The sequence below is a fragment of the Azospirillum sp. UENF 111221 genome (assembly GCF_058780625.1).
In genome coordinates this window covers 425253-450442 of record NZ_JBSNCH010000004.1, presented here as the reverse complement: position 1 = coordinate 450442, position 25190 = coordinate 425253, and the positions used below count along the sequence as shown (strand labels likewise).

At 66.3% G+C, this 25190-nt stretch carries 20 protein-coding genes and 1 pseudogene; 14 read left to right on the top strand and 7 right to left on the bottom strand.

The features are described from left to right. Positions 1-290 precede the first annotated feature (290 nt). The 8 genes from ACWPN3_RS14085 (at position 291) to ACWPN3_RS14050 (ending at position 9214) form a co-directional block, all read left to right on the top strand. Positions 291-440 carry a hypothetical protein gene (locus ACWPN3_RS14085; protein ID WP_492239491.1) on the top strand — a complete coding sequence of 50 codons (150 nt, stop codon included), beginning with the start codon at positions 291-293 and terminating at the stop codon, positions 438-440. A gap of 71 nt (positions 441-511) precedes the next feature. After that, positions 512-2737, top strand: coding sequence for a TonB-dependent siderophore receptor (locus tag ACWPN3_RS14080; protein WP_492239492.1), 2226 nt, complete (start codon positions 512-514; stop codon positions 2735-2737). A gap of 191 nt (positions 2738-2928) precedes the next feature. After that, positions 2929-3732 (top strand): polysaccharide deacetylase family protein, encoded by an 804-nt coding sequence (locus ACWPN3_RS14075; protein ID WP_492239493.1) that lies wholly within the window; start codon positions 2929-2931, stop codon positions 3730-3732. A gap of 125 nt (positions 3733-3857) precedes the next feature. Beyond that, on the top strand, positions 3858-4583 hold the full coding sequence (locus ACWPN3_RS14070; protein ID WP_492239494.1) for an MlaA family lipoprotein: 726 nt from the start codon (positions 3858-3860) through the stop codon (positions 4581-4583). Positions 4584-4704: 121 nt separating this feature from the next. Further along, on the top strand, positions 4705-6411 hold the full coding sequence (locus ACWPN3_RS14065; RefSeq protein ID WP_109446597.1) for a sensor histidine kinase: 1707 nt from the start codon (positions 4705-4707) through the stop codon (positions 6409-6411). Then, complete coding sequence (btsR, locus tag ACWPN3_RS14060) at positions 6408-7151, top strand: two-component system response regulator BtsR (RefSeq protein ID WP_492239495.1); 744 nt, start codon at positions 6408-6410, stop codon at positions 7149-7151. Before ACWPN3_RS14065 ends, btsR begins: the two co-directional genes overlap by 4 nt. A 199-nt stretch (positions 7152-7350) precedes the next feature. Next, entirely contained in the window at positions 7351-8007 is a 657-nt protein-coding gene (locus ACWPN3_RS14055; RefSeq protein WP_492261496.1) for a hypothetical protein, read from the top strand. Positions 8008-8254: 247 nt separating this feature from the next. Beyond that, on the top strand, positions 8255-9214 hold the full coding sequence (locus tag ACWPN3_RS14050) for a YihY/virulence factor BrkB family protein (RefSeq protein WP_492261495.1): 960 nt from the start codon (positions 8255-8257) through the stop codon (positions 9212-9214). Here the strand turns inward: ACWPN3_RS14050 and ACWPN3_RS14045 are convergent. From ACWPN3_RS14045 to ACWPN3_RS14035, 3 genes and pseudogenes are all read right to left on the bottom strand, one after another. Then, positions 9162-9356: a YbdD/YjiX family protein gene (locus ACWPN3_RS14045; protein WP_109446591.1), complete on the bottom strand. Its 195-nt coding sequence runs from the start codon at positions 9354-9356 to the stop codon at positions 9162-9164. The genes ACWPN3_RS14050 and ACWPN3_RS14045 overlap by 53 nt on opposite strands. Before the next feature lie 159 nt (positions 9357-9515). Then, a complete protein-coding gene (locus ACWPN3_RS14040; protein WP_492261494.1) occupies positions 9516-9719 on the bottom strand; it encodes a hypothetical protein in 204 nt (67 codons plus the stop codon). A gap of 121 nt (positions 9720-9840) precedes the next feature. Beyond that, a pseudogene (locus ACWPN3_RS14035) lies at positions 9841-10413 on the bottom strand (LysR family transcriptional regulator); the annotation flags it as partial. A 148-nt stretch (positions 10414-10561) separates the two neighbouring features. Here ACWPN3_RS14035 and ACWPN3_RS14030 point away from each other — a divergent pair. The 4 genes from ACWPN3_RS14030 (at position 10562) to ACWPN3_RS14015 (ending at position 14544) form a co-directional block, all read left to right on the top strand. Next, the gene (locus ACWPN3_RS14030; RefSeq protein WP_199237583.1) at positions 10562-11758 is read left to right on the top strand and encodes an MFS transporter; all 1197 of its coding nucleotides are present in this window, start codon (positions 10562-10564) and stop codon (positions 11756-11758) included. Positions 11759-11789: 31 nt separating this feature from the next. Continuing rightward, the gene (locus ACWPN3_RS14025; RefSeq protein ID WP_492239497.1) at positions 11790-12551 is read left to right on the top strand and encodes an SDR family oxidoreductase; all 762 of its coding nucleotides are present in this window, start codon (positions 11790-11792) and stop codon (positions 12549-12551) included. Positions 12552-12737: 186 nt separating this feature from the next. Then, positions 12738-14300 carry a carbon starvation CstA family protein gene (locus ACWPN3_RS14020; protein ID WP_492261493.1) on the top strand — a complete coding sequence of 521 codons (1563 nt, stop codon included), beginning with the start codon at positions 12738-12740 and terminating at the stop codon, positions 14298-14300. A 1-nt stretch (position 14301) separates the two neighbouring features. Next, entirely contained in the window at positions 14302-14544 is a 243-nt protein-coding gene (locus ACWPN3_RS14015; RefSeq protein ID WP_492261492.1) for a hypothetical protein, read from the top strand. An 89-nt stretch (positions 14545-14633) separates the two neighbouring features. Here ACWPN3_RS14015 and ACWPN3_RS14010 read toward each other — a convergent pair whose 3' ends face one another. After that, positions 14634-16154 carry a ribonuclease J gene (locus ACWPN3_RS14010; protein WP_492239498.1) on the bottom strand — a complete coding sequence of 507 codons (1521 nt, stop codon included), beginning with the start codon at positions 16152-16154 and terminating at the stop codon, positions 14634-14636. Between the two features lie 520 nt (positions 16155-16674). On the opposite strand from ACWPN3_RS14010, the gene ACWPN3_RS14005 reads away from it, so the two are divergent. Both ACWPN3_RS14005 and ACWPN3_RS14000 read left to right on the top strand, forming a co-directional pair. Then, positions 16675-18378: a GTPase domain-containing protein gene (locus ACWPN3_RS14005; RefSeq protein WP_492239499.1), complete on the top strand. Its 1704-nt coding sequence runs from the start codon at positions 16675-16677 to the stop codon at positions 18376-18378. A 63-nt stretch (positions 18379-18441) separates the two neighbouring features. After that, entirely contained in the window at positions 18442-20109 is a 1668-nt protein-coding gene (locus ACWPN3_RS14000; RefSeq protein WP_492261491.1) for a LeoA/HP0731 family dynamin-like GTPase, read from the top strand. Between the two features lie 104 nt (positions 20110-20213). On the opposite strand, the gene ACWPN3_RS13995 is transcribed toward ACWPN3_RS14000, so the two are convergent. The 3 genes from ACWPN3_RS13995 to ACWPN3_RS13985 form a co-directional block, all read right to left on the bottom strand. After that, positions 20214-22052: an IlvD/Edd family dehydratase gene (locus ACWPN3_RS13995; protein ID WP_492239501.1), complete on the bottom strand. Its 1839-nt coding sequence runs from the start codon at positions 22050-22052 to the stop codon at positions 20214-20216. A gap of 93 nt (positions 22053-22145) precedes the next feature. Then, positions 22146-24158 carry a methyl-accepting chemotaxis protein gene (locus tag ACWPN3_RS13990; protein ID WP_492239502.1) on the bottom strand — a complete coding sequence of 671 codons (2013 nt, stop codon included), beginning with the start codon at positions 24156-24158 and terminating at the stop codon, positions 22146-22148. Between the two features lie 56 nt (positions 24159-24214). Next, complete coding sequence (locus tag ACWPN3_RS13985; RefSeq protein WP_492239503.1) at positions 24215-25153, bottom strand: Gfo/Idh/MocA family protein; 939 nt, start codon at positions 25151-25153, stop codon at positions 24215-24217. Positions 25154-25190: the final 37 nt, after the last annotated feature.

The following is a 25190-nucleotide window of genomic DNA, read 5'->3' as shown; positions in this document are numbered from 1 at the left end:
TGAGAATCGTTTGCATATTGGGGCACTCCATTGCCTCCCGCCCCTGGGTGGGCAGCGATGGCGATGGATACCGGTGCAGTGGCGAGCACGCGGTGGGGTTGGCAGAGGTGCCACGGATCGCGCGGGTAGGGGCGGCACCGCCGTTCCGCGTGGCCGAGCGCTGGCTTACCACAAACTATATTGCGAATAAGAATTAATATCATTATGCAAGAACGCAGGACGCATTCTTCCAGCTGCTCCTACCCCGATAACGACATCCCTTCCGCATCTTCGGCAGAAGGAGGTTCGGCATGAGTTGGGATAGCCCCGACACGGGCTTCGACGTCGTGATGACGACGGAGAAGCACCATTCGATCTGGCCCGACCTCACGCTGGTGCCGGCAGGAAGAGCGCGGATCGAGCGCGCACTTCCAACCGCCGGCGCATCGCCACGGCCCTGACCGGGGGGCCGGCCGTGGCCAATAAAACCGTGAATTGACATCAGCACAGTGACGAATGGGGGATCATCGGAATGACGATTAACAGGCAGCCCGGACGCCTTGGGAGACGGAACAGGGGGCGCGTCCGCCTGCTGGCGTCGGTTGCGGCGGCAGCCCTGCTGCTGCCGGCCCTGGCCTTGGCGCAAGCGACGACGAACACGGGCGACACGGCCCCGTCGGGGGCGATGTCGTCCGGGGCGATGACCCTGCCGACCATCGACGTCGGCGCCGACCGCCAGCGCGACGCCAACCCGCCGACCACAATCGGCTCCAAGCTGCCGCTCGCCCCGCGCGAGGTGCCGCAGACTGTCACCACGGTGCCGCGCGAGCGCATCGAGGAGCAGAAGCTCATCACGCTCGAAGACGCGATGAAGCAGACGCCGGGCGTCACGGTGGAGCCGATCGACGGCAACCGCCTGCAGTTCTATTCGCGCGGCTTCGAGATGACGAACCTGCAGTTCGACGGCGTGCCGACCACGCTGGACAGCCGCATCTTCGCCTCGCCCGATCTGGCGATGTATGAGCGGGTGGAGGTGCTGAAGGGACCGGCCGGGCTGCTGAACGGCATGGGCGGCCCCGGCGGCGCCATCAACCTGGTCCGCAAGACGCCGAAGAAGACGCTGGAGGGCTATGGCGAACTGACCGCCGGCTCCTACGCCAACTATCGCGGCGAAGGCGACATCACCGGGCCGCTGAACCAGTCCGGCAGCCTGCGCGGACGCTTCGTCGGCGCCTATCAGGACCGCAACGGCTTCCAGGACTGGACGGCGCAGGACCGGGCGGTCGCCTATGGCAGCATCGCCGCCGACCTGACGCCCGACACCACGCTCACGGCCGGCGCCTGGTACCAGCGCATGAGCTACAAGGGCGCCTGGAACCTGCCGGGCTATGCCACGGTGGTGAACGGACAGCCGCAGTTCCGGCTGCTCGACGTCGACCGCTCGACCTCGCTGGGCGAGGAATGGAACCGCGACATCTTCACCACCAAGGGCGGTTTCGCCGATCTGGAGCACAAGTTCGACAATGGCTGGGCGGTGAAGCTCGCCACCCATTACATCGACAACGAGATGGACCGGAAGATGGCCTACGCCTACTCCCCGGTCACGCCGGGGGTGAACCGGACGACGCTCTACGCCCAGAAGGTCCGTTACGACCAGGACCAGGTCGGCGCCGACCTGTCGGCCAGCGGCAATTTCGGGCTGTTCGGCCAGACCCACGAGGCGGTGGTCGGCGCCAATTACGAGCGCTGGACCTTCCGCCACCGCGCGGCCAACCCGGTCGGCAGCTGGTCGGTGACGCAGAACATCTTCGCCCCCAACTCGTCGGTTGCCGAGCCGGCCTGGCGCAACTGGCAGAAGGACACCACGACCACCACCGACAGCTGGGGCACCTATGGCGTCCTGCGCCTGAAGCTGGCCGATCCGCTGAAGCTGATCGTCGGCGGACGGATGAACTGGTGGCAGACCAAGGTCGATGCCGACCGGCTGGCCGGCACCGCCGAGAGCAGCGCGTCCGTCCGCGGCAAGGTCACGCCCTATGCCGGCCTGGTCTACGACGTCAATTCCACCTACGCGCTCTACACCAGCGTCACGCAGATGTACCAGCCGCAGTCCTTCGTCGATGCGTCCGGCAAGGTGCTGGAGCCGCTGAAGGGCCGGCAGTACGAGGCCGGCGTCAAGGCCGACTACTTCGGCGGCCGCCTGCACGCCACCGCCTCGGTCTTCCACATCGAGGAGGAGAACCGGCCGCAGTCCGACCCGCGCTATCCCAACCAGTCGATCTACATCTCCAGCGGCAAGGCGCAGAGCCGCGGCTTCGAGCTGGACGTCTCCGGCGAGATCCTGCCGGGCTGGGACGCCTATGCCGGCTACACCTTCACCCGCGCCAAGAGTTTGGACAGCAGCGCCAACTCCGGCAGCGCCTTCACCGCCATCGCGCCGATGCACCAGGTCAAGCTGTGGACCAACTACCGCCTGCCCGAGAGCATCGACGACCGGCTGAGCGTCGGCGGCGGCATCAACGCCCAGACCTCGACGTACAACGAGTTCCCGTCGCTGAACTATGCCCGCCTGACCCAGGGCGGCTATGCGACGGTGGACGCCCGCGTCGCCTATGACGTGACCGAGAAGGTGACGGCGGCGGTGAACGTCAAGAACCTGTTCGACCGCACCTATTACCAGCGCATCAACAACGTGCAGTCGGGCAACATCTATGGCGAGCCGCGCACCGTCCTGCTGACCCTGCGGGCCAAGCTGTAACGGCGGCTGTGCGGGGGGCGGTTGGCCATCCGCCCCCTGTGCCCGCCCCCTGTGCCCGCCCCTGTCTCCCCAGGTCCGCAATAAATCGCTTGTCCATCGCGGCGGGCGGGCGCAAAGCTCAGGTCTTCCGCCGGCCCTACCCCTTTCTAGGGAAGGGGCCGGCCCCGACCTTTTCCCAAGTGCCCCTCGCGATGATGACCCTGTTCCGCCGCGCCGTCCTGCCGCTCGGGCTGGCGGCAGCCCTGCTGTGCCTGCCTGCCTCGGCCATGTCCGGCCAGCGCAGCTATGCCGCCACCCATGGGGCGGCCCCCTTCGTGACCCGGCATCTGATCCCCGGATCGGACCTCGACCTCGCCCAGGTCGATCCGACACTGCCGTCTGCCAGGGTGGTGGCGCTGACCATCGACGACGGGCCGGACGGGCACGACCCGCAAATCCTCGACATCCTGCGGGCGCATGGGGCGAAGGCCACCTTCTTCTACATCGGCGCCAAGATCCCGGAGCATCGCGACATCGCCAGGATGGTCGCCACCTCCGGCAACGAGGTCGGCAGCCACACCCAGACCCACCCGATGACCACCGACCTGAAGCCGGCCGAGCGCGAGTGGAACCTGGCGCAGGCGGAAAAGGCGCTGGCGTCGGTCGGGGTGGCGGCGACATGGTTCCGGCCGCCCTATGGCGACGTGGACGATGCGCTGGCCGCGCTGGCGCGCCGGCACGGCATGGCGACGGTGCTGTGGACCGCCGACAGCCAGGACTGGAAGGACACCGGCTCCGACATCATCCGCCAGCGCATCGTCGAGCGGCTGGAGCCCGGCGCCGTCGTGCTGATGCACAGCACCAAGGCGGCGACCGTCGCGGCGCTGCCGGCGATCCTGGAGGAAGGGGAGAGGCGGGGCCTGCGCTTCGTCACCATGAGCGACTGGGAGGCGGCGATGCGGCAGTCGGTGACCCCGGAACTGGCCCTGCTGCACCCGGCACCGCGCCGGCACTGACGGGCAGGGGCGGGCGGTGCGGCGCCCGGAGTTCCCCTGATTTGCCGCCCGCCGCCGGCGTCAGCTAGACTTGGACCGGCGGGGAGCGCGGGTAAGCAGGGGCGGGTAAGCAGGGGGAGGGCGGCATGGCGGCGAGGCTTGCGGTTGGCTTGGTCATGGCCCTGGCGATGGGGTGCGCCCCGGTCGCCGCCTTCGCCGCGGACCCCCTGGAGCCGTTCAACCGCGCCATGTTCGCGGTCAACAAGGGGCTGGTCGACTGGGTCATCGATCCGGCCGTCGATCGCATCGGGCCGTGGGTGCCTGTCCCGGTCTCGGCCGGCCTGTCGAACGCCTATGCGAACCTGACCGAGATCGAGTTGGTTCTCGACAACGGCTTGCAGGGCAGGGCGGGCGGTGCCGCCGCCTCGGCGGCGCGCTTCGGGATCAACTCGACGCTCGGCATCGGCGGCCTGTTCGATGTCGCCACGCGGCTCGGGCTGGAGCGCCGGGAGGAGAATTTCGGGACGTCGCTCTGCAAGACCGGCCTCGCGCCCGGCTCGTACCTCGTGCTGCCGTTCGTCGGGCCGACCAATACGGTGGCGGCGGTTGCCCTGACGGCGGGCATCGCCGCGGAGGTCTATGCGCTCAGCTTCATCTCGACGACGCTGGCCGCCGTCGATTTCGTGGTGATCGACCTGGGCGGCTCGGCGTCCGCCCTGCGGCACGCCAAGGCCATTCCGGCAGCGGGCGAAGACCTCTACGCCGTCCAGCGCGACGAATACAGGCAGTACATCGAACAGGGTTGCGGTCCGGCCCGTCCGCGCCAGGTCCATCCGGCCCAGGTCCGTCCGGCGATAAAGGCAGAGCTGTAGGAGACAGCACAAGGCTCGGCCCCGAGGGATGCAAGGATGTCCCATCGGCAGCGACGCCCCACCGGTGTAGGATGGCGTGGAGCAGCGCCGGTCCCGGAAGGCCGCTGCCGGGAAAACCGCCATGCCTCCCATACCCATCGAGCCCTTCACCCTGGTCCTCTCGCTGCTCCAGCAGATGTGCGTCTATCTGGTGATCGCCTATCTGCTGAGCCGCACGCCGCTGTTCCTGCCCTTGACCCATGTGACGGTGCGCTGGCCGCACAAGCTGGCCTGCTACGTGATCTTCTCGATCTTCTGCATCATGGGCACCTATTTCGGCCTGCACATCGACGACAGCATCGCCAACACCCGCGCCATCGGTGCCGTGCTGGGCGGCATCTTCGGCGGGCCTTCCGTGGGGCTCGCGGTCGGGCTGACCGGCGGGATGCACCGCTATTCGCTGGGCGGCATGTCGGCGCTGGCCTGCGCCATCTCCACCATGGCGGAGGGGCTGATCGGCGGGCTGGTCCACCGCCACATGGTGCGCCAGGGCCGGATCGAACCGCTGTTCAACCCGCTGCGCGTCGGTGCCGTCACCTTCGTGGCGGAGGTGGTGCAGATGCTGATCATCCTGGCGGTGGCCCGGCCGTTCGAGGCGGCGATGCATCTGGTCGAGGTGGTGGCGGCCCCGATGATCGTCGCCAACACCCTGGGTGCCGCGCTGTTCATGCGCATCCTGCTGGAGCGCCGGGTGCTGGACGAGAAGCAGTCCAGCGCCTTTTCCGCCAAGGCGCTGAAGATCGCCGCGCGCTGCGACGGCGTGCTGCGCGGCGGCTTCAACAGCGAGAACAGCACCCGCGTCGCCCGCATCATCTTCGAGGAGACCGGCGTCGGCGCCGTCGCCATCACCGACCGGGAAAAGCTGCTGGCCTTCATCGGCATGGGCGACGACCACCATCTGCCCGGCACGCCGATCAGCTCACCGCAGACGCATCAGGCCATCGCCAGCAACCAGGTGATCTATGCCGACGGCAACGAGGTGGCCTATCGCTGCTCGATCAGCCCGGCCTGCCGGCTGGGGGCGGCGCTGGTCATCCCGCTGGTCGGCGAGGATGGCGGGGTGATCGGCACCATCAAGCTGTATGAGCCGAAGACCAAGATCTTCTCCACCATCAACCGCACGCTGGGGGAGGGTGTCGCCCGCCTGCTGTCCAACCAGATCCTGGCCGGCCGCTACGAGCAGCAGAAGGCGCTGCTGGCGCAGTCGGAGATCAAGCTTCTGCATGCCCAGGTGAACCCGCATTTCCTGTTCAACGCGCTGAACACCATCTCCGCCGTCATCCGCAACGATCCTGAGCGGGCGCGGCAGCTGGTGCAGAACCTGTCGACCTTCTTCCGCAAGAACCTGAAGCGCCCCAGCCAGATGGCGACGCTGGCCGACGAGGTCGAACATGTCAGCGCCTATCTCCAGATCGAGCTGGCCCGCTTCACCGGGCGGCTGGCGGTGGAGATCGAGGTGCCGGACGAGCTGCGCCACGCCCGGCTGCCGGCCTTCTCGCTCCAGCCGCTGGTGGAGAACGCGATCAAGCACGGCACGGCGCAGCTTCTGGGCGACGGCCGGGTGCGCATCGCGGCGCGGCGGGACGGCGGCGACCTGTTGCTGGCGGTGGAGGACAATGCCGGGCTCTATGAGGCCAAGCCGGGCGGCGACGGGCTGGGGATGACCATCGTCGACCGCCGCGTCCGCAACCGCTACGGTGAGGCGTACGGCGTGTCGGTCGCCTGCGAGCCGGATGCCTTCACCCGCGTCACCCTGCGCCTGCCCCTTGAGGAAACCGTGCCCGCATGACGGCTCCCGCAATGCCCGCTGCCATCACCGTCCTGATCGTCGATGACGAGCCGCTGGCGCGCGAGGAGCTGCGCCGCCTGCTGGAGGACTCCGCCGACATCCGCATCGTCGGCGAATGCGCCAACGCCATCGAGGCCATCGGCGCCATCAACCGGCAGGCGCCCGCCGTGGTCTTCCTCGACATCCAGATGCCGCGGGTCAGCGGTCTGGAGATGCTGAGCATGCTCGATCCCGAGCGGATGCCGCGCATCGTCTTCCTGACCGCGCACGACGAATATGCCGTCCAGGCCTTCGAGGAGCATGCCTTCGACTATCTGCTGAAGCCGGCCGATCCGGCGCGGCTGGCGAAGACGTTGCAGCGGCTGCGCCGCCAGCGCGCCCCGCAGGAGGTCGCGGTGCTGCCGGGGGCGGCGGAGCTGCGCCACATCCCCTGCACCGGGGTCAACCGCATCACCCTGATGAAGCTGGCCGACGTCGAGTATGTCGTCTCCCGCCCCGCCGGAGTTTATGTGGTGGGGGAGGACGGGCAGGAGCGCTTCACCGAGCTGACGCTCCACACCATCCAGGAGAAGAGCCCGCTGTTCCGCTGCCACCGCCAGCATCTGGTCAACCCGGACCGCATCCGGGAAATCCGCTTCGCCGACGGCGGGCTGGCGGAGATTCAGACCACCGGCGGGCACACGGTCCCGGTCAGCCGGCGCTTCCTGGGGGCGCTCAAGGAGCGGCTGGGGATGGGGTGAAGCCGGTGCCCGCTTGCATCGGCAATTGCATCCCAAGAGTGAAGCAAGGCGATATGGAAGGCTGGAGTTGCGGAACCCCCATTTTGGATGGGTCCGCTGTTTGTCTGAAAACCTGAGACGGATACCATCGCTTCAGAATGACAGGAAAAAGGAAGATCTCCTTTTCCGTCAACCTTCTTGTTTTTCGGCGGTGATGGAAATGGCAAAGAAAGTTTCAGATCTCCTGCGTGAATGGGATGGTCTCACCAAAAAGCATCGCGAACACTTGGTGAAGCACAAATTCAGCAACAAATTCGCTGTCGTGTCGAAGGATCTCGATGGGCTCTTCGACGAGTACAAGACCTACACCAAGATGATGTCCGACCAGAGCAAGGTCGTCGAGTCCCTGAAGTCGCAGGTCGTGGCCCTGGCAGGGGCTTTGGGCAAGAAACTGAAAGCCAGGTTGATCGCCACAAAGAAGGAAAAAGAAGAGGGGCTCGATACCCTCGATGACTTCTGCAGATGCATCACCCACGAATTGGACGAGGTGGATCCGAAGCTGCTCGGGAAAGAGTGGGCGGAAATGTGGAAGGAAAGCAAGGGCAAGAACAAGGCCCTGCACGCCATCATCCTCGACGATTCGAAGATGATCCCGCTGCTCAAAAAGCTGGCCGACGAGGCCAAGAAATTCGACGGCTTTGCCGCCAAGCAGGGGATCGCGAACACATTGCTGAACCGCAAGACCGAGATGGACATCCGGCCCGACATTGCAAAGAACATCAAGTCCTTGTCGTCGTGGCAGGACAAGAAGGCCGCGGAAGAGGTGTCGGCTTTCCTGAAGAATTTCGAGAAGAACCTGAACGCCGCGATTTTCTGAACGACATCGTCCTGGCCCGACGGGATGGCGGGCCGCCCCGAAGGCACCGGTCAGCGGCGGGCAAAGTCCAATCTGGATCAGTTTCGCCGCACTGTCCTGGCGTCGGTTTCCCCCCGGCCCGGCCCATCCCTCGCAGCCGGCCGACCGTGGATTTCTGTCCGTCACCGGCGCTCTCCTGTCCTCCGACCATGACCGAATGGCCGCCGCCGGTGTTAGCGGGGGATACGGTACGGGACAGGAGGGGGCGATGGGCAGGGTGCGGCGGGGATGGGCGATAGTCGTCGATGCGGCCTATGGCTGGATGAACGACGACGCGATGAGCATGGCGGCCTCCATCGCCTTCTACACCATCTTCTCGCTGGCGCCGCTGGCGATCCTGGTGATCGCCCTGGCCGGGCTGGTGTTCGGCGACGAGGCGGCGCGCGGCGCGCTGGTCGATCAGCTGACCGCGCTGGTCGGGCACGATGCCGGCGAAACCCTGCAGGATCTGATCGCGCGGGCCGGTGCCAAGGAGACCGGCATCGTCGCCAGCGTCATCGGCATCGGCACCATCCTGGTCGGCGCCACCACCGTCTTCGTCGAGCTTCAGGCCGGGCTGAACCGCATCTGGCGGGTGGCCGCGCCCCAGGAATTGACCATCACTTGGCTGGTGCGGGTGCGGCTGAAGGCGCTGGCGCTGATCGCCGCCATCGGCTTCCTGCTGATCGTCTCGCTGGTGGTCAGCGCCGGGCTGGCGGCGGCCGGCCGCTGGGCCTCGGCCTATCTGCCGGCGATGCCTTCGCTGCTGTGGCTGTTCGACGTGCTGGTGTCCTGGACGGTGCTGACCGGCCTGTTCGCCCTGATCTACCGCATCCTGCCCGACACCTACATCCGCTGGGCCGACGTCTGGCTGGGGGCGGCGGTGAACGCCTTCCTGTTCGCGGTGGGGAAGTTCCTGATCGGCTTCTACATCGCCACCAGCGGCGTGGTCTCGGTCTATGGCGCGGCCGGCTCCTTTGTGCTGATCCTGCTGTGGGTCTATTATTCGGCGGTCATCTTCCTGTTCGGGGCGGAGCTGACCCGCGCCTATTCGGAACGCAGCGGCAGCCGGGCGCGGCTTCCCGGACTGAAGCCCGAAGCCGGTCCCGGCCCCGCTCCCGGTTTGGGCGAGCCGGCTACCGGCCGCAGCAGCCCCGTCCCAGAGTCATCAGGATTTGCCGCGCCTTGAAGGACCGCGGGTCGAGCGGCGGCTCGTCCGGGGCGAGGCGGGCCTGGGCCTCGCGGTAGCGGTCGTAGCTGTCGTCGTTGAACAGGCGGCGCAGGTTGGCAAGGGCCTTGCGCAAAGGGGTGCGGGGGCAGGTATCGGTCATCGGAGATCTCTGTCGGAAGCCGCGCGGCGATGTGGGACGTCCCACCATAGCGCCGTTGCGGCAAGCGCCGGGCCGCTTTCCGGCGAGCGGCGCCCTGGCGGTCCGAGCGGCGCATTCCGGGGCCTGAGCGGCTCCCGGTCGCGTCCGCCGCCCGGCCGGTCACACCGGTCCCTGCGCCTCGCCGACCAGCCAGTCGACGAAGCCGGCGACCAGCTTTCCCGCATCGGCCTGGGGTGGAACCAGCGCCACGTACCCCGTCCTCGGAACCCGGATGTCGGGCAGCGGCGTCATCAGCTTTCCGTTGGCGATGTCGATGTCCAGCATCGGCAGCGGGCCGATCCCGATGCCGAGCCCGTCCTCCACCGCCTGACGGGTGACGAAGAAGTGGTCGAAGATTCTGGCGGGGATGCCCGGCCAGATGCTGGAGCCCCGCCGCGTCGAGCCAGCCCGCCCAATCGCCCGGACGGGTTTCGCTGGCGAGCAGGGTGTGGCCCTCGATGTCGGCGGGCTTGCGGATCGGCCGCTGCGCGAACAGCGCCGGGCTCATGATCAGCGTGTCGACATCGTCCAGCACCGGAACGACGCGGTGCTGGGGCCACACATGCTCCCGCGCGGCACCGCGCCGGATCGCCACGTCGACGCCACCGCGCAGTTCCTCCAGCACCGTCGAAACCGTCGTGACCGCCACCTCGACCTGCGGATGGCCGGCATGGTAGCGGCCGAGCCGCGGGATCAGCCAGCGCATGGCGAAGCTGGTCGGGGCGCTGACCCGCAGGATGCGCCGCGCGTCGGGCCGGCCGCAGGCGTCCGCCGCGACGGCCAGCCGGTCGAAGGACAGCCCGACCTCGGACGCGAAGATCCGTGCCATCGGCGTCGCCACCATGCGTCGCCCCTCCTTGGTGAACAGCCTCTGCCCGAGCCAGCTTTCCAGCGTGGCGATCTGCCGGCTGACCGCGCCATGGGTGAGGCCGAGTTCGGCCCCGGCCTCGGCATAGCTGCCGGTCCGGGCCGCGACCTCGAAGATGCGCAGGGCGTTCAGCGGAGGAAGGCGGCGCATCAGCGGTCCTTTGGGGAAACCCGTGAGGAAAACGAACACTATCCGTGATTCAAACCATACTAGTCGATGAATCGTCACGGGTATACCCTGCCTGCCCAATCAGACCAGCCGGGCAATGGCTGTGGCGCCGCCGGGAAAGCCAATGACGATGAATCCGAGACAGTGGTGGACGGAGAAGAAGAAAAGCCTGACGGGTGCGTGTCTTGCCCATGCGGTGCATGACGGCTACACCGACGCCCTCTATGTCTTCCTGCCGGTGTGGCAGGCGCAGTTCGGCCTGTCCTATGCGATGCTTGCCGTCATCCGCGCCCTGTATTCCGGGACGATGGGAGGGTTGCAGATCCCGGCCGACCGGGCCCTGCGCGGCCTGTCGCCGCGGGCGGCGCTGATCCTGTCGACCGTCCTGGCGGCGACGGGCCTGCTGATCATGGCGTTGCCGCTCGGCCTGCCGGGCCTGTGCGTCGGCCTCGTCGTCGCCGGCATCGGATCGAGCATCCAGCACCCCTGCGGCTCGATGCTCGTCACCGTCAGCTATGGGGCCGCGTCGCGCCATCCGCTCGGCATCTACAATTTCTCGGGCGATCTTGGGAAAGCGGCTCTGCCGGCGCTGGTCGCCGTGCTGCTGCCGTTTTTCGGCTGGCAGCCGGTGCTGGGGCTGATGGCGGCCATCGGGCTCGTCCTGTCGGCCGCCCTGCTGCCGCTGTTGCCGGCGGTTCCCATCACCAGGGCCGCCAAGACGAAGGCGGCGGGGCGCGGCCGCGGCGGCTTCGGCATCCTGACGGCGATCGGCGCGCTCGATACCGCGACCCGTATGGGCTATCTGCTCTTCCTGCCCTTCCTCATCCATGGCCAGGGCGGGGATTCGGCGACGGTCGGGCTGGCGCTGGCCCTGCTGTTCATCGGCGGCGCGCTGGGGAAGGCGACCTGCAGCCTGCTCGGGGAGCGGCTGGGGGTGGTCGGCTGCGTCATGGCGACCGAAGCCGCCACCGCCCTGCTGATCGCGGCGACGCTGCTCACCTCGCTGACGCCGACGCTGATCCTGCTGCCGCTGCTCGGCATCGTGCTCAACGGCACCTCCTCGGTGCTCTACGGCACCGTGCCGGAGCTGTCCAACGGCGACACCGGCCGGGCCTTCGCGGTCTTCTACACCAGCGTCATCGGCTCCGGCGGGCTGGCCCCGATCCTCTACGGCGCCATCGCCGACCACAGCAGCCAGACGACCGGCGTGCTGGCCTCGGCGGCGACCGCCGCCCTGATCGTCCCGCTCGTCCTGATGCTGAGGCCGCATCTGAACGCGTCCGCCGCGGAACCGCAGGGCGGGTCCGGCCTGCCGCGCTCCGCCTGACCGTCCCACCGCCATAAGGAGATCCCTGTCGATGACCACCGTCTCTCAAGCGCCGCTGATCCTGATAACGGGCGGCGGGCGCGGCATGGGGGCTGCGACCGCAAGGCTCGCCGCCGCCCAGGGCTATGATGTCGCAATCAGCTTCGTCTCCGACGAGGCTGCCGCCCATGCCGTGGCGGCGGATGTCGAGGCCCTGGGGCGCCGGGCCCTGGCGGTGCGCGCCGACAGCGCCGACCCGGCGCAGGTCGCCGCCCTGTTCGAGGCCATCGACCGCGAGTTCGGCCGCATCGACGTGCTGGTCAACAACGCCGCGGTGCTGGCGCGGCAATGCCGGACCGAGGATCTCGGCTTCGAGCGGATGCAGCGCATCTTCGCGGTCAACGCCATCGGCCCGATCCTCTGCGCGCAGCAGGCGGCCAGGCGCATGTCGCATCGCCACGGCGGGCCGGGCGGCGCGATCGTCAACGTCTCGTCGGCATCGGCCCGGCTCGGCAGCCCGAACGAGTATGTCGACTATGCCGCCTCCAAGGGCGCCCTGGAGACCTTCACCATCGGCTTCTCCAAGGAGGTCGCGCGCGACGGCATCCGCGTCAACTGCATCCGCCCCGGCCACATCTACACCGACATGCATGCCAGCGGCGGCGAGCCGGGCCGGGTGGACCGCGTCAAGGACTCGATCCCGATGGGGCGGGGCGGCCAGCCCGAGGAGGTCGCGCGGGCGATCCTGTGGCTGGCTGGCCCCGAGGCCTCCTTCATCACCGGCACCTTCCTGGACGTTACCGGCGGCAAGTGAGCGGCGACAAATGAGCGGCGGCAAGTGAGCGTGGGCGGGGCGGCGGCCGGGGAGGTATTCGGGCGCCGCCGCTCGCCCCCTGCCGGCTGCCGCTCGGCATCTCCCGGCTGCCGCTCGCGGCATTCCACCCCACGAGGCCCCGCGGCGGGCGTACACCGGCGGCATATCCCTTTCAGGAGAGCCGTCATGGATCACGCCCTAACATTTGTGATCGCGACACTCTGCATTCTTGCGCTCTGCTACCGCTTCTACGGCGTGTTCTTCGTGCGCAAGGTTCTCCGTGCCGACGATTCGGAAGTCACCCCGTCCCACATCCTGGCGGACGGCAAGAACTATGTGCCCACCAAGAAATGGGTGAATGCCGGCCAGCATTTCGCCGCCATCGCCGCCGCCGGCCCGCTGGTCGGTCCGGTGCTGGCCGCCCAGTTCGGCTACCTGCCGAGCTTCCTGTGGCTGCTGATCGGCTGCGTCGTCGGCGGTGCGGTGCATGACACCGTCGTGCTGTTCGCCTCGATGAAGCACAAGGGACAGTCGCTGTCCGAAGTCGCCAAGGCCGAACTCGGCCCGGTGGCCGGCTGGTGCACCGGTCTGGCGATGCTGTTCATCATCACCATCACCATGGCCGGCCTGTCGATGGTCGTCGTCCATGCGCTGGAACGCAACGCCTGGGGCGCCTTCGCGGTGTTCATGACGATCCCGATCGCCATCGCGCTCGGCCTCTACGAGAAGGTCACCGGCTCGTCCAAGGGCGCCACCCAGGTCGGCATCGCCGCCATCGCCGCCTCGGTCTTCGCCGGCCCCTACATCCAGGGCACGCTGCTGGGCGAATGGCTGACGCTGCATGCCGAAACGGTCGCCGTCATCCTGCCTATCTACGCCTTCTTCGCCACGGCGCTGCCGGTCTGGCTGCTGCTGACCCCGCGCGGCTACCTGTCCAGCTTCATGAAGGTCGGCGTGTTCGGCGCGCTGGTCGTCGGCGTCGTCTTCATCAACCCGGAAATCCGCTTCCCCGCCCTGACCGACTTCATCCATGGCGGCGGCCCGGTGCTGAACGGCCCGGTCTGGCCCTTCATCTCGATCACCATCGCCTGCGGCGCCATCTCCGGCTTCCATGCCTTCATCGGGTCGGGCACCACGCCCAAGCTGATCGACAAGTGGAGCGACATCCGTCCGGTGGCCTTCGGCGGCATGCTGGCGGAATGCCTGGTCGGCGTCATGGCGCTGATCGCCGCCACCGCCCTGCATCCGGCCGATTACTTCGCCATCAACTCCGCTCCGGCCGCCTTCAAGGCCCTGGGCATGACCGTGGTCGACCTGCCGCGTCTGAGCCAGGACATCGGCCTCGACCTCTACGGCCGGACCGGCGGTGCGGTGACCCTCGCGGTCGGCATGACGGAAATCTTCACCCGCGTGCCGTGGTTCAACAGCCTCGCCTCCTACTTCTTCCAGTTCGTCGTGATGTTCGAGGCGGTGTTCATCCTGACCGCCGTGGACAGCGGCACCCGCGTCGCCCGTTACCTGATCCAGGACCTGCTGGGCGACGTCTATGCCCCGATGAAGCGGCTGGACTGGGTCCCCGGTTCGATCATCGCCAGCGTCATCGCCTGCGTGGCCTGGGGGTATCTGCTGACGTCGGGCGACATCAACTCGGTCTGGGCCCTGTTCGGCGTGTCGAACCAGCTGATGGCCTCGGTCGGCCTGATCATCGGCGCCACCATCATCCTGCGGCTGGCCCAGAAGCGGATCTGACATGCTGACCTGCCTGATCCCGCTGGCCTACCTGTTCGTCACGGTGAACGTCGCCGGCTACTGGATGATCGCCAACGTCTATCTGAACAAGGCCGCCAAGGGCTACAACCCCTTCAACGCCGGCATCTCGATCATCATGCTGACGCTGGGCTTCATCATCCTGATCGCCGCCTTCCGCAAGTGGAAGGAACTGCTCCAGGCCCGCGCCATCGAGGTTCCGATGGTTGCCACCCCGGCCGAATGACGGTTCGGGTGCCGTAGAAAAGCGAACGGGCCCTGTGGAGTGTTCCACAGGGCCCGTTCGCTTTTGTCCGTCCGGCGCTTCCGCGGCGATCAGGCCGCCGCGACGAGCGTCTCTTCCGCCGGCAGTTCGGCAGGGATCCAGGCGATCAGCTCCCGCCCGGTGTTGGCGAGGCGCTTCGGCTCGATGCGGCCGACGACGCGGGTGCCTTCCTTGGCGATGCGCAGGATGTCGCCGTCCTCCGGAACCAGCGCGCGCTCGACGCCGCAGGTCCGGGCGAGGCGGGCATGGGCTTCCATATGCTCGATGGTGCCATGGACCGGCACGGCGAAGCGGGGACGGACCAAGCCATACATGCGGGCGAGGTCGTCGCGCTTCGGGTGGCCGGAGACATGGACCGGCGCATCGGCCGGGGTGACGATCTCGACGCCCATGCCGCGCAGATGCTCGTGGATTTCGGCCAGCGCCTCCTCGTTGCCGGGGATGGCGCGGGCGGAGAAGATGACGGTGTCGCCCTCTTCCAGCCACAGCTCGCGGTGCTCGTTGCGGGCCAGACGGCTGAGTGCGGCCCGTTCCTCGCCCTGGCTGCCGGTGCACAGGAACACGAGGTTGTCGCGCGGGGTCCAAGACGCCTCGCGGACATCCATGAAGTCCGGCACATGGTCGAGATAGCCGCAGGCCTGCGCCGCCTTTTCCATGCGCAGCATGGAGCGGCCGACCAGCACCACCTTGCGCCCGACCGCTGCCGCCGCTTCCGCCACCGCGGTCATGCGGGCGACGTTGGAGGCGAAGCCGGTCACCGCGATGGCGCCGGAGCGGTTGGCAAAGGCGCCGATCAGGCCGGCGCGGGCGTCGGCCTCCGACCCGGTCGAACCGGGCACGTCGGCGTTGGTGCTGTCGCACATCATGGCGAGCAGCCCTTCGTCGCCCAGCCGCTTCAGCGCGGCGAAATCGGTGCTGCGGCCGACCAGCGGGTTGGGATCGAACTTCCAGTCGCCGGTGTGCAGGACCGTGCCGGCCGCCGTGCGGATCGCCAGCGACATCGGCTCGGGGATCGAGTGGGTGACGGCGATGGTCTCGATCCGGAAGGGACCGATGGTCAGCGTGTCGCCGATCTCGAAGGTCTGCACCTTGGCGGCGCGGTGGGCGCCCTTTTCCTTCAGCCGGTCCCGGATGATGTGGGAGGCGAAGGGGCTGGCATAGATCGGGCAGCGCAGGCGCGGCCACAGATGGTGGATCGCGCCGATATGGTCCTCGTGCGCGTGGGTCACCACCAGCCCGACGACATCCTGCATCCGCTCTTCGATGAAGGCCGGATCGGCCATCAGGCTGTCGATGCCCGGCATCTCGTCGCCGACGAAGGCGACGCCGGCATCGACGATCAGCCATTTGCCGGCATGGCCGTAGAGCGCCATGTTCATGCCGATGCGGGAACAGCCGCCCAGCGGAAGGAACAGGATCTCGTCCTTGCCGGGAACCGGGCCGGTGGGGCCGCCGCCATGGACCGGATTGGCCGGAGGGCGGGAGCTGTCGAAATCATCACGCGGACGCGGGTTGCGGTTGCGTGCGCGGTTGTTCGGCGCCATCCGGCGCCGCTTTGAATCAAACGTCATGCCTCTGTCGTACGTCTCACTTAGGCCGGCATTCGACGCTGCCGGACGGGCGTGCATCGCTCGTCGATGCGGATCTCGGGATGAAGAGTCCCTGCCGGAGGCGCCGTGCGGCGGCCGTCGGACGACTGGGACCGAATGTTTCGTAAGGGCTTATGTGGGCAAAGGGATGCGCACGTCAAGGGCATGCGTGAAAGGTCACACGAAATGGTGGGGCATTGCTGGGATGCGTGGGGATGGTGGGGCGGGGATTGAGCGTGGAGTGCATCTGAAATTTTACTCCGGATGATTTTCACGGACGTGTCTGCAGGACGTCGGACGGCATAAGAGAACTCAATTGTGATTCGATGGTTGTTTAAGCTCTTTCTCGCTATGGGGCGGTCGAGCTCACCATTCAACAGTGTGTTTCAGTGCCTAAGAACACATATTTTGCCGATTGAGCGCTTGATATGAACTTCGGGTTTTATTAAAATCGAAAAACTCTCTCTAAAAGAGATAAAATTCTGGTTAAGTGATATTAAAAATGAACAAAAGAAGCCAAGAGCAATCTATAAATGACCCGATGATTGTGGCGCAGAAAATTGTTGCAGATGCTGAAGCCAATTTGCATCAAGAAATTGCACAGATATGGAAGCGCCTCGATTGGACGGATCCGAGCGTGGCGTTTTACGGCGAGACGAACGCCGGCAAGTCAACCTTAATTGAGGCGCTGCTGCTTCTGTTCGGCTCTGCCGGAGACATACCTGGCGACGCGATCGGGGATGGTTCTCCCGATTACACGCGCAAAGCCAGCGCTCATCCATGCCTGTATGACGGTACCGGTTTCAACCTTGTCGATGTACCGGGCATCGAGGGCAACGAGGCGAAAGTCGCTATTGAAATAGAGGACGCTCTCCACCGTGCCCATGTGGTCTTTTACGTTACCGCCGATGCCCGGCCGCCGCAGGGCGGCGACGATGGGCGGGACGGGACGCTGGAAAAGATTAAGCGGCAGCTTAAGCCTCAGGCAAAAGTCTGGGCCGTTTATAACAAGAAGCTGAACAACCCAAGGCAGATCGGTACTTCGCTCGCCAACGACGATGAGAGGCAGAGCCTTGCCGATGGAGTGAATTCGCTCGATGGGAAGATGCGCGAAGTACTGGGTTCTCATTATCAAGGGCATGTTGTTCTAAGCGCCTTGCCCGGTTTTCTGGCATTGGCCGATAATCTGCCGTCCGACAGCCGCTTCGCCAGCCAGCGAGAGAAATTTCTCACGAAAGTGAGTTCGACTGACTTGCTGGCATTCAGCAACGTCAAAAGTTTTGGAAAATTGTTGAGGGACAACGTCCCGACCCGGAGCGAAATCGCTCAAGCCAATCTCGACAAGCTGCTTCCACCCATCATGGCGGCGGCCGATTTTCTGGAAAAGAAGGCTGAGCACCACTTCGCAAAACCCGCCAGAGAGTTGGGAAAGCAGCTTAAGATCCTGGGGCCGGAACTGGAGATGATCGCCGAGGATGCGTCGAAAGCCGTGAAGCGCCTCACCGATGAAGTGACGAACGGGTGTGTCTTGCGCGTGCGGAAGGAGATGTTGCAGGCGATTGAAAAAGGGTTGAGCGGGGATGGCGAGCTGAAGAAAAAGCTTGAGCAGGTTCTTTCTGAGGAGCGTGATCGACTTCCAGAAACTGTCAATAGCAGGGTGGGGAGCACCGTTCGGAATGCGCAGAAATCGTGCAAGGAAGCGCTTCAGCTCGTAGAGAAATATCTCAAGGATACCCGTGCATTTGACAGTAAGGATTTTGTTTCTTCCTTCTCTCATGCTGCAGAAGTTAGCACGAATAGCGGCATCGACTGGGGTGGGGTTTTTGGGACTGCCGTAAATACGGCAGTAGCTTTGCTGGCCGGTGGGCCAATAATTGCTGGAATTACTGCGGTCATGGGTATTTTTCGCAGTTTCTGGAATTTCTTCAGCAGTGATTATCATAAGGATCAGCAAAAACTGTCTCTAAATAAAAACATCGACATGTTAAAGCCAAAATTGCGCAAAGATGTGAATGAAACACTGCGGCAGATTGAGAGAGATCTCAGGAAGCATGTTCTTGATATGACGCTTCCCTTGCAATCCGTGGAACAGAATTTTAATGCGGCAGCCAATTCGATGAGAAAGTCAGTTGGCGACCTGAGGCAGCTCGCTGAAGACCCCTCCTACCTTTACCGCTATGCCGAGGTGTATTCGTCGACCGGCTGAGAAATGTCAAAAACGTCCGCGAGCGGCAGTTAGCCCAACCCATTTCACACTCTAGGAATGATTATGATGGCCTCCCACCAGACCCATGACGTCAGCGATATTCTGACTTTTCTTGAAATCGGCGAGAAGCTGGGGGTTACGCTTCCCAAGCATCTGAGAGAGAAGCTCGACAAGCTCAGTGCCGCCGGGGTGGGGAAATTGAAGGTTGCGCTGGTTGGCGGTTTCTCCGAGGGCAAGACGTCGCTCGCCGCCGCTTGGCTCGGCATGGTGCCCAACGACATGAAGATCAGCCAGAGCGAGTCGTCAAACGCAGTCACGGTCTATGACGCCAGCGATAAGGTTGAATTGATCGACACGCCCGGCCTGTTCGGCTTCAAGGAAAAGAATATCGGTGATGGCGTCGCGGAAAAATACAAGGAGCTGAGCCGTAAATATGTGAGCGAAGCCAATCTCGTCCTTTATGTCCTGAACCCATCCAATCCGCTGAAGGACAGCCATCGGGACGAATTGAACTGGCTTTTCCGCGAGCTTGCCCTACTCTCGCGTACGGTCTTCGTCATCGGCCGCTTCGATATGGTTGCCGACGTCGAGGACGATGTCGATTACGAACGTAATCTCGAAATTAAGAAAGCGAATATCGAATCCCGCCTGCGGGATTTGATCGGACTGACGGCCGATGAGGAGGCAAGCTTGTCCATCGTCGGCGTCGCGGCCAATCCGTTCGATGAAGGCATCGCCAATTGGCTGGAGCGTCCCGACGAATACGCACGGCTGTCCCATATCGACGATCTGCGCACGGCCACGGCGGAGAAGGTCGATGCCGTAGGCGGAGCGGAGGAGGCAAAGCGCCAGACCTGTCTCTCGATCCTTCGGGATGTGACGGAGCGTCTGCTGCTGCCGGCGCGTCAGGCGGCGGAAGAGGCCGAGCAGTCGGCCGCCATCGCCGATGGGAAAGCCAAGGAGGAAGAGCCGCGCCTTGCCCGCTACAAGCGGGAGGCCGCAGAAGCCCAGATGGCGCTTCGTCGGGAAGTGGACGATTACTTCGCCGATCTGATCACCGAAGCAAAGCACACCAGTATGGACGGTTTTGAGGAATTCTTCGACCGCAAGATCGGGCGGGATGGGGTTGCCGTGACGGCGGCGATCAAGAATGCATTCACACGGGAACTTGGTCCGATCAGTCAGCAGATCGTCACAATGAGTGCGAATTTCGTTGCCGACGGTTCAGGCGAGACCGCGTTGACAACCACACTCGGTAAAGTGGCTGGCAAGTTCGGGGGCAGCGCCACGATCAGCAACACGATGATCCTGAAAGCCCGCGACTGGGTGATGCCCGCATTCAAGTTCAAGCCCTACGGCGCCATCAAGGCAGCGCGCTTCGCCAATGGCGCTCTGGCAGGGATAGGTATCGCGCTGGAAATCTGGTCGATGTGGCGGGAGTCGCAAAGGGTTGAAAAATTCGAAGAGGGTCGTCGGGAAATTGTGAAGGATTTGGAGGGCCAGCGCTCCAACCTCCTGGCTCATATCGATGCACCCGAGTTCATGTCGACCTATTTTCCTCAGATCGACGCGATGCACAGCCTGTTTGAAGCTTTGCGCGACGCGTTCCTCAAGGCTGCAGAACGCAACAGCGCGATGCGTGACTGGGCGAGGGAGGCGGAAACCCTGCACCTCCGTTACGGGGGTGAACCGCCGCGGTTGGCCGGAGCAAAGGTTACTATCGACATATAAAAAAGGCATTGCAGATCAGGAAGACATAACTTCCATGTTGGAAGATGGACGCCGCCCTCCCGCACTGCAGGAGGGCGGTCATCCTGCCCGAAAGCTCCCAGCCGTCAATGGTTGTCGCGCGGGATCCCCATCGTCTGCGCCACGCGCTGGTACTTGACCGCCGGCTTCAGGACCATGCCCTCGTCCAGTTGGTCGACGATGCCGCGCTGGATTTCCTGCCACGGGGTCTGCGACGGCGGGGCGGGGTAGCCGCCGGCCGCCTCCAGCGTGGCCTTGCGGTCGGCAAGCTCCGCGTCCGAGATCAGGATGTCGGCGCTGCCGCGGCGCAGGTCGATGCGCACGCGGTCGCCCGAGCGCAGAAGGCCCAGATTGCCGCCGGCCGCCGCCTCCGGCGAGGCGTTCAGGATCGACGGCGACCCCGAGGTGCCGGACTGGCGGCCGTCGCCGATGCAGGGCAGGGAATGGATGCCTCGGCGGATCAGGTCGGCGGGCGGACGCATGTTCACCACCTCCGCCGCACCGGGATAGCCGATGGGGCCGGCGCCGCGGATGACCAGGATGGTGTAGGCGTCGATGCCCAGCGACGGGTCGTCGATGCGGTGATGATAATCCTCAGGCCCGTCGAAGACGACGACCTTGCCCTCGAAGGCTTCCGGATCCTTCGGGTTGGACAGGTAGCGCTCGCGGAACTCGTCGGAGATCACACTGGTCTTCATGATGGCGGCGTTGAACAGGCTGCCGCGCAGCACGACGAAGCCGGCGTTGATCTTCAGCGGGTCGTCGATCGGATGGATGACGCGGGTGTCGAGGATCTCGGTGTTGCGGCAGTTCTCGCCGATGCTGCGGCCGTTGACGTTGGGCGCGTCCTCGCGGATCAGGCCCTGGGTCATCAGCTGCCCGACCACCGCCGGAACGCCGCCGGCGCGGTGGAAGTCCTCGCCCAGATACTCGCCGGCCGGCTGCAAATTGACCAGCAGAGGCACGCCCAGCCCGTGGGTTTGCCAGTCGTCCACCGTCAGCGGCACGCCGATGTGCTTGGCGATGGCGTTGATGTGGATCGGCGCGTTGGTCGAGCCGCCGATGGCGGAGTTGACGACGATGGCGTTGAGGAAGGCGTCGCGGGTCAGGATGTCGGACGGCTTGATGTCCTGGCGCACCATCTCGACGATGCGCTTGCCGGTCTCATAGGCGGCCTGCTGGCGCTCCCGGTAGGGCGCGGGGATCGCGGCGGAGCCCGGAAGCTGCATGCCCAGCACCTCCGCCAGCGAATTCATGGTCGAGGCGGTGCCCATGGTGTTGCAGTAGCCGGTCGAGGGAGCGGACGACGCCACCAGCTCGATGAAGCCCTGATAGTCGATCTCGCCGGCCGCCATCATCTGGCGGGCCTTCCACACGATGGTGCCCGATCCGGTGCGCTCGCCGCGGAACCAGCCGTTCAGCATCGGGCCGACCGACAGCGCGATGGCCGGGATGTTGACGGTGGCCGCCGCCATCAGGCAGGCCGGCGTGGTCTTGTCGCAGCCGATGGTCAGCACGACGCCATCGAGCGGATAGCCGTGCAGAACCTCGACGAGGCCGAGATAGGCGAGGTTGCGGTCGATGGAGGCGGTCGGCCGCTTGCCGGTCTCCTGGATCGGGTGGACCGGGAACTCGATGGCGATGCCGCCGGCGGTGCGGATGCCCTCGCGCAGCCGTTCGGCCAGCACCAGATGGTGGCGGTTGCAGGGGCTGAGGTCGGAACCGGTCTGGGCGATGCCGATGATCGGGGCGCCGGATTGCAGCTCCTCGCGCGTCAGGCCGAAATTCAGGTAGCGCTCAAGGTACAGCGCGGTCATGTCGGGGTTGGCGGGGTTGTCGAACCACGCGCGCGACCGCAGGCGACGCTCTGAATCCTGGGCTGAACCGTCGGCATTGGCGGGGAAGGGGGGCTTCGTCTCGGACATATCGACACCGGTTTCAGGTTGGGGCGCGGACCGGAGGCCCGGCGCCGGAGTTGTGGTTGCGTCTCTTTGGCCTTGCTCAAGGCCGTGGTCGGGTCAGGCCGCGCGCATGTCGGCCAGGAAGCGCGACACGCAGCCGCGCAGGTCGTCGGCCTCGCCGGACAGGCCGTCGGCGGCGGATTTGACCTGACGCGAGGCGTTGCTGGTGGCCTGGAAGGCGTGGGTCACGCCGGCGATGGTGTCGCGGACATCCTGGGTGCCGCGCGCGGCGCGCTGGATGCTGCCGCTGATCTCGCTGGTCGCCGCCCGCTGCTCGCCGATGGCGGAGGCGATGGTGGCGGAGGCCTCGTTGACCTCGCCGATGACCTTGGCGATCTCGGTGATGGCGCCGGCCGCCTCGCTGCTGACGCGCTGGACGGCGGCGATCTGTGCCTCGATCTCCTCGGTCGCCTTCGCGGTCTGGGCGGCGAGGCTCTTCACTTCGTTCGCCACCACGGCGAAGCCCTTGCCGGCGTCACCGGCCCGCGCCGCCTCGATGGTGGCGTTCAGCGCCAGCAGGTTGGTCTGCGCTGCGATGGAGCCGATCAGCTGCACCACGTCGCCGATCTGGCGGGCGACGCCGGTCAGGCTGCGCACCGTCTCGTCGGTGACGCGGGCGATGCCGACCGCCTGCTCGGTCACCTCGGCGCTGTGGGCGACATGCTGGCTGATGGCGACGATGGAAACCGCCAGCTCCTCGGCGGCGGCGGCCACCGTCTCGACGCTGCCGGTGGTCTCGCCGGAGCTGCGGACGGCGTCGCCGGCAAGCCGGCTGGTCTCGTCGGTGGTCGACTGGATGGTCCGGGCGGTGGACTGCAACTGGGTGGCGGCGCTGGCGACACGGCCCAGCGTGCTGTCCACCGTCCGCTCGAACTCGCGGGTCAGGCGGTCGATGCGCTCGCCGCGGCGGACGCGGGCCTCATGCTCGGCGGCCTTGTCGGCGGCCATGCGGTCGGCCTCGATCAACCCGGCCTGGAAGACCTGCACCGCCTTGGCCATGCCGCCGATCTCGTCGCGGCGGTCGAGGCCGGGGATCGTCACCGAGCGGTCGCCGCCGGCCAGCCGGGTCATGGCGTCGGTCATGGCGACCACCGGGCGCGACAGGCTGCGGGCGATCAGCAGCGCGGCGGCAAGGCCGAGGATCAGCCCGGCGGCCGAAACCATCGCCATCGTCCGGCGCTGTTCCTCGAGCTGCGCCATCGTGCCGGTGCGCAGCGTCTGTTCCGTGGCGATGCCCTGGTCGGTCAACGCCCGCGCCTGGGTGCCGATGGACGAGCCGAGCGATGCGAGGGTGTCCCCGACCAGCCCGTCACGGCTTTCCGTCGCCGACACCAGACGGTCGAATTCGGCGCCGTAGGCCGCAAGCGTCTTGATCAGGGCGGCTGCGAGGGGAGGGGCGTCGGCGGTCTTCGTCATCGCCTCGCTTTTCTGGACGGCATTCTTCAGTTCGTTGCGCGTCGCCACGGCCAGGCCGGCCGACCCTTCCTTCTGGAAGCGCATGGCGACGAAGCGGGCGGACAGCACATGCTCCATCGTCTGGCTGGCGAGGGTCACCAGCTCGGCGTTCCCGGACTTGCGGGCGTTGGACAGGATGGTGTCGAGCATGGTGCGCAGCCGCGCGCCCAGCTTGGCCTCCTCGGCCAGGGCGGCGTCCCGCTTCGCCTGCATCTCCTGCACTTCGGAGAAGGCGACCCGGTAGCGTCCGGTCTGCTCGGCCATCGCGTTGACCGTGTTGGCCATCGCCGGATCGCCCATCGTCCCGGCGCCCTCGCCGATGATGCGGGCGGCCTCGTCCAGCAAGGACCGCACGCCGTCCGCATCCTCCTCGCGGCCGCTCAGCAGGAAGCCGGTGGCCTTGAGGCGCGTTTCCAGCATCAGCGCCTGCAGGCGCCCGAGATCGTTGGATCGCTTGGCCAGATCGCCGTAGGTCCTCACCACCGTTTCCGTTTGCGAGAGGGCGTTGATGCCCACCCCGGCCACGGCGGCGAGGAACAGCAGGAGGCCGGCGCTGCCGGCGGTGATCCGGTGGCCGATGCGGGTGCCGATTCGGGTTCTGCTGGCGATGGGCATGCGGGGGGACCTCCCAGTTTCGGGGCCCAGTTTTGGGGCCCTGTTGCGGGGCGCTGCTACCAGTCGAAGGTGTCGGTGCGGTGCCAGCGGCCGACCATGCAGGCGTCGGCGACCAGCGACAGCGGCCGGCCGTCGACGTCGCTCGCCCCGTCCGTCATCAGCCGGTGGAAGTGGCGGTAGATGCGCTGGTATTCGGTGTCGGGCTCGGCCAGCACCGGCGCGCCGTCCGCGAACAGGCGGGTGCCGCCATGGGTGAGGTCGAGGCGGCCATCGGCGGTGTGGATGACGATGGACCAGGTCTGCTCGCCCTGCTGGAGGAAGTCGAAGTCGGCGGTGACGCGGCCGATGCGGGAGCCGGGAGCCGCCCCCATCTCCAGCGTCGCGGCGATGGGCGTGTCGCGGTTGGCCGGCACATGCAGGTCGGCGGCGCGGACGAAGACCGGGGCCGGCAGGATGTCGGTCAGGATCGACAGGGCGTTGATGCCGGGATCGAAGACGCCGAAGCCGCCCGCCGCGAAGATCCAGTCCTGGCCGGGATGCCAGCGCCGGACATCCTCCTTCCAGGTGATGGCGACGCTGCGGATGTCGGCATCCGCCAAGCGGCGCTTGGTTTCCTCGACCGCCGGGTTGAACTGCGAATGCCAGGCGGTGAACAGGGTGCGCCGTGCAGCCTCCGCCTCCGCCGCCAGATCGTGAAGCTCCGACAGGGTGGCGGCGGGCGGCTTCTCGATCAGGACATGGCAGCCGGCACGCAGCGCCTCGACCGTCAGGCCGTGGCGGACGGCGGGCGGGGTGCAGAGCGCCACCGCGTCGAGGCCGGGCAGGGCGGCCAGCATCTCGGCCTGGGAGCGGAAGCTCGGCACGCCCTCAGCGGTCGCACCGTCCGGGCTGACCACGGCGGCGAGCTTGAACAGGCCGGTGGCGGCGATGGCAGGGATATGCTGGTCGCGGGCGATCTTTCCCAGACCGACAAGTCCGAGGGTGGGGAGCGTCATGGCGATATGTCCGGTCGGGGAAGGGGAGGGCGGTCAC

Bases quoted from the DNA above. Each gene is read 5' to 3' on its own strand.
- ACWPN3_RS14020 (WP_492261493.1), top strand. From the start codon at position 12,738: ATGGATCACGCCCTAACATTTGTGATCGCGACACTCTGCATTCTTGCG.
- ACWPN3_RS14065 (WP_109446597.1), top strand. From the start codon at position 4,705: ATGCCTCCCATACCCATCGAGCCCTTCACCCTGGTCCTCTCGCTGCTC.
- ACWPN3_RS13995 (WP_492239501.1), bottom strand. From the start codon at position 22,052: ATGTCCGAGACGAAGCCCCCCTTCCCCGCCAATGCCGACGGTTCAGCC.
- ACWPN3_RS13985 (WP_492239503.1), bottom strand. From the start codon at position 25,153: ATGACGCTCCCCACCCTCGGACTTGTCGGTCTGGGAAAGATCGCCCGC.
- ACWPN3_RS14055 (WP_492261496.1), top strand. From the start codon at position 7,351: ATGGCAAAGAAAGTTTCAGATCTCCTGCGTGAATGGGATGGTCTCACC.
- ACWPN3_RS14025 (WP_492239497.1), top strand. From the start codon at position 11,790: ATGACCACCGTCTCTCAAGCGCCGCTGATCCTGATAACGGGCGGCGGG.
- ACWPN3_RS14085 (WP_492239491.1), top strand. From the start codon at position 291: ATGAGTTGGGATAGCCCCGACACGGGCTTCGACGTCGTGATGACGACG.
- ACWPN3_RS14080 (WP_492239492.1), top strand. From the start codon at position 512: ATGACGATTAACAGGCAGCCCGGACGCCTTGGGAGACGGAACAGGGGG.
- ACWPN3_RS14005 (WP_492239499.1), top strand. From the start codon at position 16,675: ATGAACAAAAGAAGCCAAGAGCAATCTATAAATGACCCGATGATTGTG.
- btsR (WP_492239495.1), top strand. From the start codon at position 6,408: ATGACGGCTCCCGCAATGCCCGCTGCCATCACCGTCCTGATCGTCGAT.
- ACWPN3_RS14045 (WP_109446591.1), bottom strand. From the start codon at position 9,356: ATGACCGATACCTGCCCCCGCACCCCTTTGCGCAAGGCCCTTGCCAAC.
- ACWPN3_RS14050 (WP_492261495.1), top strand. From the start codon at position 8,255: ATGGGCAGGGTGCGGCGGGGATGGGCGATAGTCGTCGATGCGGCCTAT.
- ACWPN3_RS14070 (WP_492239494.1), top strand. From the start codon at position 3,858: ATGGCGGCGAGGCTTGCGGTTGGCTTGGTCATGGCCCTGGCGATGGGG.
- ACWPN3_RS14075 (WP_492239493.1), top strand. From the start codon at position 2,929: ATGATGACCCTGTTCCGCCGCGCCGTCCTGCCGCTCGGGCTGGCGGCA.
- ACWPN3_RS13990 (WP_492239502.1), bottom strand. From the start codon at position 24,158: ATGCCCATCGCCAGCAGAACCCGAATCGGCACCCGCATCGGCCACCGG.
- ACWPN3_RS14000 (WP_492261491.1), top strand. From the start codon at position 18,442: ATGATGGCCTCCCACCAGACCCATGACGTCAGCGATATTCTGACTTTT.
- ACWPN3_RS14010 (WP_492239498.1), bottom strand. From the start codon at position 16,154: ATGACGTTTGATTCAAAGCGGCGCCGGATGGCGCCGAACAACCGCGCA.
- ACWPN3_RS14030 (WP_199237583.1), top strand. From the start codon at position 10,562: ATGAATCCGAGACAGTGGTGGACGGAGAAGAAGAAAAGCCTGACGGGT.
- ACWPN3_RS14015 (WP_492261492.1), top strand. From the start codon at position 14,302: ATGCTGACCTGCCTGATCCCGCTGGCCTACCTGTTCGTCACGGTGAAC.